The following is a 12954-nucleotide window of genomic DNA, read 5'->3' on the forward strand; positions in this document are numbered from 1 at the left end:
GGCCCCCCGTGCACGCCACCGCCATCACATCGACCACGACCCTTTCGTGACAGGACGCTCACCATAGGTCACGACCACCGGTATGGGCGGGAATGCGCACTGCGGGCGGGGGCCGATGACCCGTTCGGTGGGCGCGTTCCGGCCGGTCCCCCGGCGCGGCGCCCGGCGGTCAGCGGGTACGGGCGGGCGGGGGCAGCTCCCCCGAGCCACGGGGGACGAGCCGGGTCTCGACCAGGAGGGTACGGGCCCGGGTGCGGTCGCCCCCGAGGCGTTCGAGGGCGGTGGAGCCCGCCAACTCGCCCATGGTGACCGGATTCTGGGCCACGACGGTGAGGGCGGGTTCGAGGATGGCGGCCATGGGGACGTCGTCGAAGGCGACCACCGCGACGTCCTTGCGCCCGCCGCGGGAGAGCTCGGCCATGACCCCGATCGTCATGACGTTGTTGCCCGACAGCAGCGCGGTCGGCGGGTCAGGCAGGGCGAGCAGCCGGGCCGTCGCCTCGGCGGCGCCGGCCGGGTCGTGCGCGTCGGCGACGAGGGCACGGTCGTGGGGCAGCCCCGCCTCGGCGAGCGCGGCGCGGTAGCCGGAGAGCCGCTCGCGGCGGGTGTACAGCCGGGCCGGGAGGTCGCCGATGAACCCGATCCTGCGGTGCCCGCCGGCGATCAGGTGGGCGACGCCCTCCTGCGTCCCGGCCCGGTTGGAGCTGACCACGGTGTCGGCGGTCAGGCCGTTGCCGGGCCGGTCGAGGAAGACCACCGGCAGTCCGGCGGCCCGGTGGGACTTGAGGTGGGCGTGGTCGGCGCCCACCGCGGGCGCGACCATGAGCACGCTGACCCGGCGGGCCAGGAAGGTGCCGATCAGCACGTGCTCCCGCTCCGGGTCGTCGTCCGACGAGCCCATCAGCAGCGTCAGTCCGTGCCCGTGCACGGCGTCCTCGATGCCGCCGGCGACGGCGCCGAAGAACGGGTTGCCCAGGTCCGGCACCACCAGGCCCACGGTGGTGTCGGGGCCGCCCACCCGCATGCTCCTGGCCATGAGGTTGGGCTGGAAGCCGAGCTTCGCCACGGCTTCCAGCACCCGCCTCCTGGTCTCCGCGGAGCTGGGACCGTCCTCGTTCAGCACCCGGGAGACCGTCTTGGCACTGACACCCACCTCGCGGGCCACGTCGGCGAGGGTCGGTCTGCGGGTCGCTGTCATGGACCACCTTTTCTCCGGATGTCGGCCCCGCGGATGCCGGGGTCCGTCGGTCAGCTCCCCCCGACCCCTGCGGCCGAGGCTGCGTCACTGTCCGCCACGACCGTACCGCCGTCCGGTCGCACGCCGAGCGCGCCGGTCATGATGGCCACCACCTCGGCCATCGAGTAGTCCGACGGCTTGATGACGGCCTCCCGCCTGCCCAGCCGGTGGACGTGGACGCGGTCGGCGATCTCGAAGACGTGGGGCATGTTGTGGCTGATGAGGATCACCGGGATGCCCTTGTCCCGTACCCGGCGGATGAGGTCGAGGACCTGTCCGGACTCCTTGACGCCGAGGGCGGCGGTCGGCTCGTCCATCACCACGACGCTGCGCGCCCAGGCGGCCGCGCGCGCCACGGCGACGGCCTGGCGCTGGCCGCCGGAGAGCGTCTCCACCGGCTGCGTGATCGAGCCGACGCCGACCTTGAGCGCGGCCATGTGGTCGGCGGCCTGACGGCGCATCGCCTTCTTGTCCAGCAGGCGGAGCACCGAGCCGAGCACGCCGGGGCGGCGGATCTCGCGGCCCAGGAACATGTTGGACGCGATGTCCATGGACGCCGCGACGGCGAGGTCCTGGTACACCGTCTCGAGGCCGTGCGCCCGCGCGTCCTGCGGCCCGGCGAACCTGATGGGCCTGCCGTGCAGCCGGATCTCGCCGGCGTCCGGGACGAGCGCGCCGGTGAGCGCCTTGATCAGGCTGGTCTTGCCGGCGCCGTTGTCGCCGATGACGGCCAGCACCTCGCCGGGCATGAGGTCGAAGTCCGCGTGGTCGATGGCGGTGACGTGCCCGTAGCGCTTGACCAGCCCGCGCGCGCTGAGCACGGGTTCGGGCCCGGTGGCGGGCGCCGGGGCCTCCGGTGCGGGGGACGCCGGGTCCTGGGGGGCCGGGTCCTGGGGGGCGGAGCCGGTCATCGGGTCCCCTTTCGCGAGAGCTGGTCGACGGTCACCGCGAGGATCACCAGCACGCCGGTGACCAGCGTCTGGTACACGGAGGAGACGCCCATCAGCTGCAGGCCGTTGCGGAAGACGCCGACGATGAGCACACCGACGAACGTGCCGAGGACGGTGCCGCGGCCGCCGAACAGGCTCGTGCCGCCGAGGACGACGGCGGTGATGCTGTCGAGGTTGTCGGTCTGCCCCGCCTGGGGGTCGCCGACCCCGGTCCGCGACACCAGCAGCAGGGCGGCGATGCCGTAGACCAGTCCGGCCACCGTGTAGACGCCGACGGTGAGCCGGGAGACCCGGATGCCGCTGAGCCGTGCGCTCTCCGCGCTGTTGCCGAGGGCGTAGACGTGGCGGCCCCAGGCGGTGCTGCTCAGCGCGTAGGCGAAGCCCAGGAAGAGGGCAATCGTGACCAGCGACCCGTAGGTGACGTCGGTCCTGCCGAGCGGGAAGGTGCGGCCCAGCGCGGTGAGCGGTTCCGGGAGGCCGGTGACGGTCTGTTCGTCGGAGTAGATGTGGGTGAGGGCGAAGGCGACGTTGAGCATGCCCAGGGTCACGATGAACGGGGGCAGCGGAACCGTCCGCACCAGCAGCCCGTTGACCAGCCCGAACGCTCCGCAGACCAGGATGCCGAGGGCGATGGCGAGCAGCGGCGGCAGCGGCCCCTGGACGGCGAGTTTGGCGATGAGGATGCCGCCGAACGCCATGACCGCCCCGCACGACAGGTCGATGCCGGCGGTGAGGATGATCAGCGTCTGGCCGATGGCGAGCGTGCCGACCACCATGACCTGCTGGAGGATCAGCGAGAAGTTGCCGCCGGAGAGGAACTGGTCGGTGGCCAGGGAGAAGAAGACCGAGGCGAGGACGAGGGCCGCGAACGGTCCCGCGGCGGGCGCCGTGAGGAACCGGCGCAGCGCGGCCGGTTCCCTGCCCACGGCGGGGAGCGAGGTGGATGCGGTCACCGGGCTCAGCCCCAGCAGTTCTGCAGGCCGAAGCCGGTGTCCTTGGACTCCGCGCCCGTCTGCGCCTTGTCGGTGATCAGGGTGACGCCGGTGTCGGTGTAGCCGCTGGTCTTCTTGCCGTCCTTGGCGAACGCCGCCACCGCCTTGACCCCGTCGGCGGCCATCTTCAGGGGGTACTGCTGGGAGGTCGCGGCGATCTTGCCGTCCTTGACCGCCTGCACGCCGGTGCAGCCGCCGTCGATGGCGACGATCGTGACGTCCTTCTCGCGGCCCTTGGCCTTGATGGCGGTGTACGCGCCGAGCGCCGCCGGCTCGTTGATCGCGTAGACCAGGTTGATGTCGGGTGCCTTCTGCAGGCAGGTCTCCATGGCGGTCTGGCCCTTGGCCTGGTCGCCGCCGGTGTCCTGGGAGCAGACGATCGACGGGTCTGAGGCGCCGACCCCGAACCCCTTGATGAAGCCCTCGTGGCGCTGCACGCCGACCGACACGCCGGGGGCGAGGTCCAGCGTGGCGATCTTCGGCGTCTTGCCGGCCATCGCGGCCTTGGCGTACGCGCCGATCAGCTCGCCGGCCTTCACGTTGTCGGTGGCGAACAGCGCGTCGGCGGCGTCCTGCGGCTCCGGAGGGGTGTCCAGGGCGATGACGAGCACGCCCTTGGCACGCGCCTTCGCGATGGCGGGGACGATGGCCTTGGAGTCGTTGGGGGTGATGAGCACGCCCTTGACGCCGGCGGCGACCATGTTCTCCAGCGCCGTGACCTGACTGGCGTTGTCGCCGTCGAACTTGCCCGCCGCGGTGGTCAGTTCGACGTTCTCGCTCTTGGCGGCCTGCTCTGCGCCCTGCTTCATCTTGACGAAGTAGGGATTGGTGTCGGTCTTGGTGATCAGGCCGACCTTCACCTTGCCCCCGGACGGGGAGCCGCCACCGGAACCGGAACCGCACGCGGCCAGTGACAGGGCGAGGCCGGCGGCACCGATGACGAGGACCGGACGGGCTCTACGGGACATCTGCGACTCCTACGGGAAGCAGTGAGCGGGGAAAGCCGTATGGCGCTGCGTTCGGCGAAGGATCTCGCCAGGAGAATGCCAACGTTGACACATGTCATCGTTGACACCGCATGCGGAGGATGATGGACTCCCGCTCCGGCAACGTCAATGCCTTTGCCGAGGAAGCCCGTTGGCAGCACGTGGCGCCCGCCCCCGACACCCCGCCCGGGCCGCCGCCGGCGCCGGCCCACGTCCCCGCTCCCACCTGGAGGAACCACCCCATGCAGCCGCGTCAGGTCACCGTGCTCGGAGAGTGCGTCGCCGATGTCTTCCCCGAACCCGGGCACGGGGCGGCCCCGTCCGGTGCGCACGGCCGCTCCCCGGACGGGTCGCAGGAGCTGCGGCTGCGCGTCCTGCCGGGCGGCGGTCCGGCCAACACCGCTGTGGGCCTGGCCCGTCTCGGCACCCCGACCCGGCTGCTGGCACGGCTGTCCGGGGACGTCTTCGGCCGCCTGTTCCGCACCCACCTGCTGGCATCGGGTGTCGACCTTTCGGCGGCCGTGGACGCTCCCGAACCCAGCACGCTGGCGGTCGCCGACGTCGACGGCGACGGGCAGGCCGCGTACTCCTTCCACGCCGAGGGCACCGCGGACTGGCAGTGGACGCGCGAGGAGCTGGGCCGGGCCGCACCCGGCGATGCGGCCTGCGTCCACTCCGGTTCGCTCGCCCTGGTCAGACGACCGGGCGCCGTCCTCGTGGAGGAGGTGCTGGCCGGGGCACGGCAGCACGCGACGGTCAGCATCGACCCCAACGTCCGGCCCGCCCTGGTCGATCCGCGGGTCTACCGGGACCGGATCCGGACGTGGTGCGCGACGGCCGACATCCTCCGGCTGAGCGAGGACGACCTCGCCGTGCTGGCCCCGGGCACCACGCCGGAGGCGGCCTGTGACGACTTCCACGCGTCGGGGGCCCGCCTGGTCGTGGTCACCCTCGGGGCGCGGGGCGTCCTCGCCTCGCTCGACGGCCGGCGGGTCTCCGTGCCCGGTGTGCCGGCGCGGGTGGTCGACACCGTCGGTGCCGGGGACTCCTTCACGGCGGGGCTCCTCCACCACCTCGGCGGCCGCGGGCTGCTGGGTGGCCGGCTCGACCGGCTGCGGACCGACGACGTCGTGGCGGCCTGCGCGTACGGGACCCGCGTGGCCGCGCTGACCTGCGCCGTCGCCGGGCCGAACCCGCCGTGGGCCCACCAACTGGAGTCGGATGCTGCCGATCTGACAGGTCGTCCGGCCTCATGAGGGGCCGCAGCCGATCCTGCACGGGGCGTTGACGGGCTCCCGGCAGGGGCCCATCATCGGTCATCGATCGGATGTCAGCGATGACATGTGTCAACGATGACATCACCGGCGTGCAGAGAGTGGGTTCACATGCGTCGAAGAGTCGGGGCGCTGCTCGTCGCCCTGATCGCGAGCCTGGCCGCGTTGCTGCCCGGCACCCCCGCGGTCGCCGGGACCGTGGGGGAATACCCGGAGTTCCCGTATCCGGCGACCACCTACAGCGAGCCGTTCCGCGGCCAGTTCCACTTCAGTTCGCAGTCGGGCTGGATGAACGACCCCAACGGCCTGGTGTACGCAAACGGGCTCTACCACTTCTTCTACCAGCACAATCCGCACGGCCTGGCCTGGGACACCATGCACTGGGGCCACGCCACCAGCCCGGATCTGGTGCACTGGACCCAGAAGCCGATCGCGCTCGAACCCGGCGTCCACCCCGGCACGCTCTTCTCGGGCGGCGGCGTCGTGGACAAGGACAACACCTCGGGGCTGAAGACGGGCTCCCTCGACCCGATCGTGGTGTTCTCCAACACCGACGGCGTCAGCGTCTTCTACAGCAACGACGACGGCCGGACCTTCCAGGCCTACGACAAGGGCCGCAAGCAGATCGAGATCCCCGCCGAGAGCCGTGACCCCAAGGTCTTCTGGGACGCGGCACGCCACCGCTGGGCCATGGTCGTCTGGTCCAACGAGGGCGGCAACGGTGTGTCCGTCTACACCTCCCCGAACCTCCTCGACTGGACCTTCGCCAGCCGCTTCAAGGCACCGTGGCTCTTCGAGTGCCCCGACATGTACCCCCTGGCCCTGGACGGCAAGGCCGGGCAGCAGCGGTGGGTCCTGACCTCCGCGTCCGGTCAGTACGTCGTCGGCTCCTTCGACGGCACGACCTTCCGCACCGACTGGACCGGCCCGCAGCAGATGGACCTGGGCACCACCTTCGCCGGGGGCACCTTCTACGCCGCCCAGACGTTCACCAACGCGCCCGACGGCCGCACCGTGCAGATGGCCTGGCAGGGCGGCAACCGCGGCAGCACCTGGACGGGCAACTCGACCTTCCCCGCCTCCCTCGGCCTGGTCAGCACCCCCGACGGACCGCGGATCACCCGGACACCGGTCGCCGAGCTGGCCTCACTGGGCTCGGAGACCCGCAGCTGGAAGAACCAGACGGTCACCGCGGTCAAGGACGACAACCTCTTCGGGGGCATCAAGGCCGACACGTACGAGATCACCGCCCAGTTCGACGTGAAGGGCGCGACCGCCACGCAGTTCGGCTTCGACCTGCACGCCCGCTCCGACGGGACGGCCGACCGCAGCGTCGTCTACGACACCAAGGCGCAGACCCTGCGGGGCAAGCCGCTCAAGCCGCGGAACGGCAAGGTCACGATGCGGCTGCTGGTGGACCGGGGGCAGTTGGAGACGTTCGCCGACGGCGGGCTCTACTCCCTGTCCGACAACGTCGACTTCGACTCCGCCGCGGACAGCCAGGGCATCCGGCTCTTCGCCGTCGGCGGCAGGGTGAAGCTGGACAGCGCGACCTTCACCCGCCTCAACACCAGCTGGGGCACGGCCCAGTCCACCCTGGAGAGCAACCTCAAGGGCCCGTGGCACGCCGCGGGCGGGGCGTGGACCGACGTCAGCGGCGGCAAGCGCGCCTCGACCGGCGGCGACGGCTTCTACCTGAGCGCCGGCAGCGGCGGTGACGCCGTCTACCAGGGCGACCTCACGCTGGACACCGCGCAGGCCGCGGGCCTGACGTTCCGCGCGAACGCCTCGGGCGCGGGCTACACGGCGAACATCGACACCAGCGGCGTCCTCAAGCTGTGGCGCCCGGGCCGGGACATCGCGACCTACGCCACCCCGGTCACGAAGGGCCGCACCTACCACCTGAAGGTGCAGACGAACGGCTCCCGCATCCGGGTCTGGCTGGACAACGGCACCGACCCCGTCATCGACGCCACCGACGCCACCTACACCACCGGCGTGTTCGGGGTGAACGTCTTCAACGGCACGGCGACGGTGCAGAACCTCAACACCGGAACGGCCGGTTTCTCTGCCTTCCCCGCCGGCCGGTGGACCCCGCGGGGCGGGACCTGGACGGTCACACCGTCCGGGCTGAGGGGGAGTTCGTCCCAGGACGGCTTCTACCTCAGCGACCGCACGGGAGGTGACTTCACGTACGAGGGCGACCTGTCCGTCACCAACGGCACGGCGGCCGGGCTCACCTTCCGCGCCCGCGACGACGGCGCCGGCTACACGGCGAACATCGACTCCAGCGGCGTGGTCAAGCTGTGGCGGCCGGGCCGGGACATCGCGACCTACGCCACCCAGATCGTCGAGGGCCGCACCTACCACCTGAAGGTGCGCACGGACGGCTCCCGCATCCGGGTCTGGCTCGGCGGTGGCGCCGACCCCGTCATCGACGCCACCGACGACACCTATGCGGGCGGGTTGTTCGGGGTGAACGGCTTCGCGGCCAACACCCTGGTGCAGAACCTGACCATCGGCTGACCCATCGGCTGACCCATCGAGGACCGCTCCGGGGCAGGCTTCCGTGCCCGGCCCCGGGCGGTCCTTCCGCCGCGCCGGTTTCCAACGTTGAACAAAATCCGGTTCGCCATGAAGGCATCCCGCATCACGCCAACACGCCCCAGTTGGAGGTCACTTCACGAAGGCCCATCCGGCCCCTTGATCCCGTTCCGCTCTGCGCCGGAGCGGGCACGGTGGCGTGCGCGGCACGTTCTGCCATGCCCTGACGGCCCGTTGACGAGCTTCTACGCGAGGTCTGGACACGACGGCGGGGCCCTGCTTTCATGCTCTCCGCGCCGAAAATTTCCAACGTTGTACAACCGCGTTTCCGGCGCGTAGCGCTCTTGGTTCCAGGCACCGCACACTCCTGACCCGCAACTTTCCCGTCAAGGCGTCGACGACTCCCACGGAAGGTGCACCATGAGTCCTGGCCGACGACGTACCCACCGCTTTGCTCGGTTCACCGCCCTGCTGGCACTCCTCCTCGGTGCGGCCCTGCTGACGCCCTTCCCGGCGTCCGCCCGGCCCTCCGCCACGACCGACGTCCCCACCGACGTCACCGCCGCCTCCGCCGACGCGGGCCTGCGCGGCGACTACTACCGGAGGTCCAGCGGCACGGCCCTGGACTTCGCCCGGTACACCGGCACCCGGATCGACAGCTCCCTCCACGTGGACGACCTCCTGCCCACGCTGCGGGCCTACGCCGGCACGACGGACAACGTCGCCGTGCGCTGGACGGGCCGCCTGGAGGTGCCCGCCGACGGCACGTACACCTTCTACATCAAGGGCGACAACGGCTTCCGCATGTCCCTGGACGGCGCGAGCGTGATCGACCACTGGACCACCGACTGGGACGTCCAGACCACCTCGCAGCCGATCACCCTGACCGCGGGCCTGCACGAGCTCGCCTACGACTACAACCAGGGCAACGGCGGTGCCTACCTGCACACCGAGTGGTCGGGGCCGGGCTTCGACCGCCGCCCCGTACCGGACTCGGCGCTGCACCTGCCGGCCGGGTTCGCCCCGGCGGACGCCGAGGCGTCGGTGGCCACCAGCGGCCGCAGCGCCACCGTCGAACTGGGCTCCCGCGTGACCGGCCTCCCCGTGGACGCGGCCCCGCACCTCGCCCTGCTGTCCGGCGGCACCCGCTGGTCCGCCACCGTCTCCCGCGACCCCAAGCACCCCACCCGGCTGGTCCTGAAGCCCGCCGAGGCCGACTCCCCGGTCTCGCTCAACGCCGACGTGCGGATCAGTTACGACGGCATGGGCGGCATCACCACCGCCGACGGCGACCTCGGTCCCTTCTCCGTCGTCGCGCGCAACGAATCGACCTGGTACTTCCAGACCAGGTGGGCCAAGGACGTCTCCCCGTCCCGCCCGCTGCCCGACTACCCCCGGCCACAGCTGACCCGCAAGCAGTGGAAGAACCTCAACGGGACCTGGCAGTTCCAGCCGACCGCGCAGGACGCCGCACTCCCCCAGGGCAAGCTGAGCGGCAGCATCGTCGTCCCGTACCCGATGGAGTCGGGACTGTCGGGCGTGGCGCGGCACCACGACTGGTCGCTGTACCAACGCACCTTCACCGTCCCCGACGACTGGCGGGTCCGCTCCGGCAACCGGCTGAAGCTCAACTTCGGCGCCGTCGACTACGAGGCCTGGGTGTACGTCAACGGCCGCGAGGTGGCCCACCACACCGGCGGTTACCAGGCGTTCACCGCCGACGTCACCGACGCCCTGGCCGGGCGCGGTCCGCAGACCCTGCTGGTGAAGGTCAAGGACACCACCGACGACCGCTACGCGCTCGGCAAGCAGTCCCGCAACCCCAGCGGCATCTGGTACACGCCGAGTTCGGGCATCTGGCAGACCGTGTGGATGGAGCCGGTCCCCGAGGCGTCGGTCGACTCGCTGGTGCTGACCCCGGACGTCGCGGACTCCTCGCTCGCCGTCACCGTACGGCCGGGCGCGGGCACCTCGCCGGGCGCGAAGGTCACGGCCACCGCGTACACCCGTGACGGTCGCAAGGCCGGCTCGGTCACCGGTGCCGCCGGGACCGCCCTGCGGCTGCCCGTCCCCCGCGCCCACCTGTGGAGCCCGGACGACCCGTACCTGTACGACCTCGAGGTCACCCTCACCGACGGCCGCGGCAAGGACCGCGTCGGCTCCTACTTCGGCATGCGGTCTATCGAGGTGTCCCCGGCCGGCGGCACCAACCGGATCAAGCTCAACGGCAAGCCGGTGTTCGTGCTCGCCACCCTCGACCAGGGCTTCTGGCCCGACGGCCTCTACACCGCGCCGACCGACGAGGCCCTGAAGTACGACCTCGTCCAGCACAAGAAGCTCGGCTTCAACGCGGTCCGCAAGCACATCAAGGTCGAGCCCGCCCGCTGGTACTACTGGGCGGACAAGCTGGGCCTGATGGTGTGGCAGGACATGCCGAGCCGCGGCACGGCGGCCGCCGGCACCCCGGAGACCCGGACCTTCGTCGACCAGGTCCACCAGATCGTCGACCAGCACATCAGCACCCCGTCCGTCCTGGTGTGGACGCTGATGAACGAGGGCTGGGGCGAGTGGAGCAAGCAGGCCACCGGCGAACTCGCCGACGCCGTCAGGGAGCAGGACCCCTCGCGCCTGGTCGACGCCCACTCCGGCGTCAACTGCTGTGCCTCCAAGGGCGATTCCGGCCGCGGTGACCTGATCGACTTCCACGACTACCACGGCCCCGCCAGTCCGGCCCCGGACGACACCCGCGCCGCCGTCGACGGCGAGCACGGCGGCTACTCCTACCTCGTCCCCGGCCACATCCTGGGCACCGCGGGCGGCCAGGACTACGGCGACGCCGCCCACAGCAAGGAGGAACTGACCGCGGCCTACGTGGAGAACACGCGCAAGCTGCTCCGGCCGGCGGCCTGCGGCCTGTCCGGCTCGGTCTACACGCAGATCACCGACGTCGAGGGCGAGCTCAACGGCCTGCTCACCTACGACCGCGACGTGGTCAAGGTGATCCCGGAACAGGTACGGGACGTCAACCGGCAGGTCATCGAGGCCGGCGCCACCGCCGGCGGGGCCGACGTGCCGCCCGGCACACCCGGACCCAACGGCGTCGGCTGGTGGCCGCTGCACGAGGGCTCCGGCACCGTGGCGAAGGACGTCGCCGGGGACCACGACGGCACCCTGACCGGCGGCACGAGCTGGACGACCGGCCCGAACGGCGCCGCCCTGCAGTTCGACGGCCGCACCGGATCCGTCGACACCGGCGCCACCGTCCTGGACACCGACACCCACGACTACTCGGTGGCCGCCTGGGTCCGGCTGGACGACAAGGGGCACTTCAGCACGGCCGTGTCCGTCGACGGCGACACCAACAGCGCCTTCTACCTGCAGTACTCGCAGGCCGACAAGCGGTTCGCGTTCAGCTTCGCCGGGAGCCGGGCCCTCGCGGGCACCATCGGCGAGCCGGAGGCCGGCCGCTGGTACCACCTGGTGGGCAGCTACAGCCACCGCGATGGCCGGCTGCGCATCTACGTGGACGGCGGCGAGGCCGGTTCCGTCCGCGGCTGCAACGCCGAGGGGCCCTCGGGCCACCTGGTGATCGGCCGCGGCAAGTACGGCGGGAACCTCGTCGACTACTGGGGCGGCGCGATCTCCGACGTGCACGCCTACGACCGCGCGCTGACCGCCGCCGAGGTGGCGTCCCTGGCCTCCGGCGAACCCGCCGTGCCGTCGAAGCGCTGACCGAGTACCGACCACCTGAGCGGCCCGCCCCGGCACGGGGCGGGGCGGGCCGCCTCCCGGGCCGTCCCCCGGGGCGACGGCGGCACCACCGCACCCCCTGATCAGGTCGCACACCGCTCTCCGAGGAGTTGAACGTCCATGAGCACCTCCCGTTCCACCCGCTTCCTTGCCGTCGTGTGCCTCACCGCCGCGGCCGCCCTGACCGCCACCTCCTGCGCCAAGGAGGAGGGCTCCGGCAGCGCCTCCTCCGCCTCCTCCGAGGGCGCCCAGGTCGTGCAGTCCCCGACCGCGGCCACCGACGCCGCCGGCAGCGGCTGCACCCTGCAGACCTACGGGGCGGGCAAGCTCGACCTCAAGGACGCAGTCGTCGGCTTCTCGCAGTCGGAGAAGGAGGCGAACCCGTTCCGCATCGCCGAGACCCAGTCCATCAAGGACGAGGCGGCGAAGCTCGGCGTCAAGAAGCTGCTCACGACCAACGCGCAGTCACAACTGCCCAAGCAGATCAGCGACATCCAGGACATGCTCGCCCAGGGTGCCCAGCTGCTGATCGTCGCCCCGCTCAACTCCGACGGCCTGGAGCCCGCACTGCGCGCGGCGGCGGCCAAGCACGTGCCGGTCATCACCATCGACCGCAAGATCAACGCCACCGCGTGCAAGGACTACGTGGCCTTCCTCGGCTCGGACTTCGTCGAGCAGGGCAAGCGCGCCGCCGACCAGATGATCAAGGTCACCGGCGGCAAGGGCAAGGTCGCGATCCTGCTCGGGGCCTCCGGCAACAACGTCACCACCGACCGGACCAAGGGCTTCGTCGACCAGATCAAGGCGCAGGCCCCCGGCCTGGAGATCGTCGCCCAGCAGACCGGCGAGTTCGCCCGCGACAAGGGCCAGCAGGTGATGGAGCAGCTGATCCAGGCGAACCCCGGGATCACCGCCGTCTACGCGGAGAACGACGAGATGGGCCTCGGCGCGGTCACCGCGCTCAAGGCGGCCGGGAAGAAGCCCGGCAAGGACGTCAAGATCGTGTCCATCGACGGCACGCGCAACGCCGTGCAGGCCCTGGCGGACGGCCAGTACAACGGCGTCATCGAGTCCAACCCGCGCTTCGGGCCGCTCGCCTTCGCCACCGCGCAGAAGTTCTTCGCCGGCGAGGCCATCCCCGAGGACGTGATCATCTCCGACCGCGAGTACGACGCCTCCAACGCCAAGGGCTCGCTGGCCGGGGCGTACTGAGCCCCCGCG

Annotated in this window: 8 protein-coding genes; 4 read left to right on the forward strand and 4 right to left on the reverse strand. The window is 71.5% G+C overall.

Features of this window, described 5'->3' with window-relative positions; all coding sequences use genetic code 11:
- Positions 1-169 precede the first annotated feature (169 nt).
- From ACFYYN_RS13430 to ACFYYN_RS13445, 4 genes are read right to left on the reverse strand one after another with little or no spacing between them, the layout of a single operon-like run.
- On the reverse strand, positions 170-1198 hold the full coding sequence (locus ACFYYN_RS13430) for a LacI family DNA-binding transcriptional regulator (RefSeq protein WP_500545859.1): 1029 nt from the start codon (positions 1196-1198) through the stop codon (positions 170-172).
- A gap of 50 nt (positions 1199-1248) precedes the next feature.
- Positions 1249-2148 (reverse strand): ATP-binding cassette domain-containing protein, encoded by a 900-nt coding sequence (locus ACFYYN_RS13435; RefSeq protein ID WP_500545860.1) that lies wholly within the window; start codon positions 2146-2148, stop codon positions 1249-1251.
- On the reverse strand, positions 2145-3140 hold the full coding sequence (locus ACFYYN_RS13440) for an ABC transporter permease (RefSeq protein ID WP_500323532.1): 996 nt from the start codon (positions 3138-3140) through the stop codon (positions 2145-2147). Before ACFYYN_RS13440 ends, ACFYYN_RS13435 begins: the two co-directional genes overlap by 4 nt.
- 5 nt (positions 3141-3145) lie before the next feature.
- Positions 3146-4147: a sugar ABC transporter substrate-binding protein gene (locus ACFYYN_RS13445; RefSeq protein ID WP_500323531.1), complete on the reverse strand. Its 1002-nt coding sequence runs from the start codon at positions 4145-4147 to the stop codon at positions 3146-3148.
- A 260-nt stretch (positions 4148-4407) separates the two neighbouring features.
- Between ACFYYN_RS13445 and ACFYYN_RS13450 the strand changes: the two genes are divergently transcribed.
- The 4 genes from ACFYYN_RS13450 to ACFYYN_RS13465 all read left to right on the forward strand — a co-directional run bounded on the left by ACFYYN_RS13450 (position 4408) and on the right by ACFYYN_RS13465 (position 12945).
- A complete protein-coding gene (locus tag ACFYYN_RS13450; RefSeq protein ID WP_500545861.1) occupies positions 4408-5421 on the forward strand; it encodes a carbohydrate kinase family protein in 1014 nt (337 codons plus the stop codon).
- A 129-nt stretch (positions 5422-5550) separates the two neighbouring features.
- Positions 5551-7965: a glycoside hydrolase family 32 protein gene (locus tag ACFYYN_RS13455; protein ID WP_500545862.1), complete on the forward strand. Its 2415-nt coding sequence runs from the start codon at positions 5551-5553 to the stop codon at positions 7963-7965.
- A 438-nt stretch (positions 7966-8403) separates the two neighbouring features.
- Complete coding sequence (locus tag ACFYYN_RS13460; RefSeq protein WP_500545863.1) at positions 8404-11715, forward strand: LamG-like jellyroll fold domain-containing protein; 3312 nt, start codon at positions 8404-8406, stop codon at positions 11713-11715.
- A 138-nt stretch (positions 11716-11853) separates the two neighbouring features.
- Entirely contained in the window at positions 11854-12945 is a 1092-nt protein-coding gene (locus ACFYYN_RS13465) for an ABC transporter substrate-binding protein (protein ID WP_433427574.1), read from the forward strand.
- The last annotated feature ends 9 nt before the right edge of the window (positions 12946-12954 follow it).

It is taken from the genome of Streptomyces sp. NPDC001902 (assembly GCF_042891295.1).
Taxonomy (GTDB): domain Bacteria; phylum Actinomycetota; class Actinomycetes; order Streptomycetales; family Streptomycetaceae; genus Actinacidiphila.

Excerpts from the sequence above, each read along its gene's own strand:
- ACFYYN_RS13430 (WP_500545859.1), bottom strand. The coding sequence starts at position 1,198 with ATGACAGCGACCCGCAGACCGACCCTCGCCGACGTGGCCCGCGAGGTG.
- ACFYYN_RS13435 (WP_500545860.1), bottom strand. The coding sequence starts at position 2,148 with ATGACCGGCTCCGCCCCCCAGGACCCGGCCCCCCAGGACCCGGCGTCC.
- ACFYYN_RS13445 (WP_500323531.1), bottom strand. The coding sequence starts at position 4,147 with ATGTCCCGTAGAGCCCGTCCGGTCCTCGTCATCGGTGCCGCCGGCCTC.
- ACFYYN_RS13450 (WP_500545861.1), top strand. The coding sequence starts at position 4,408 with ATGCAGCCGCGTCAGGTCACCGTGCTCGGAGAGTGCGTCGCCGATGTC.
- ACFYYN_RS13455 (WP_500545862.1), top strand. The coding sequence starts at position 5,551 with ATGCGTCGAAGAGTCGGGGCGCTGCTCGTCGCCCTGATCGCGAGCCTG.
- ACFYYN_RS13460 (WP_500545863.1), top strand. The coding sequence starts at position 8,404 with ATGAGTCCTGGCCGACGACGTACCCACCGCTTTGCTCGGTTCACCGCC.
- ACFYYN_RS13465 (WP_433427574.1), top strand. The coding sequence starts at position 11,854 with ATGAGCACCTCCCGTTCCACCCGCTTCCTTGCCGTCGTGTGCCTCACC.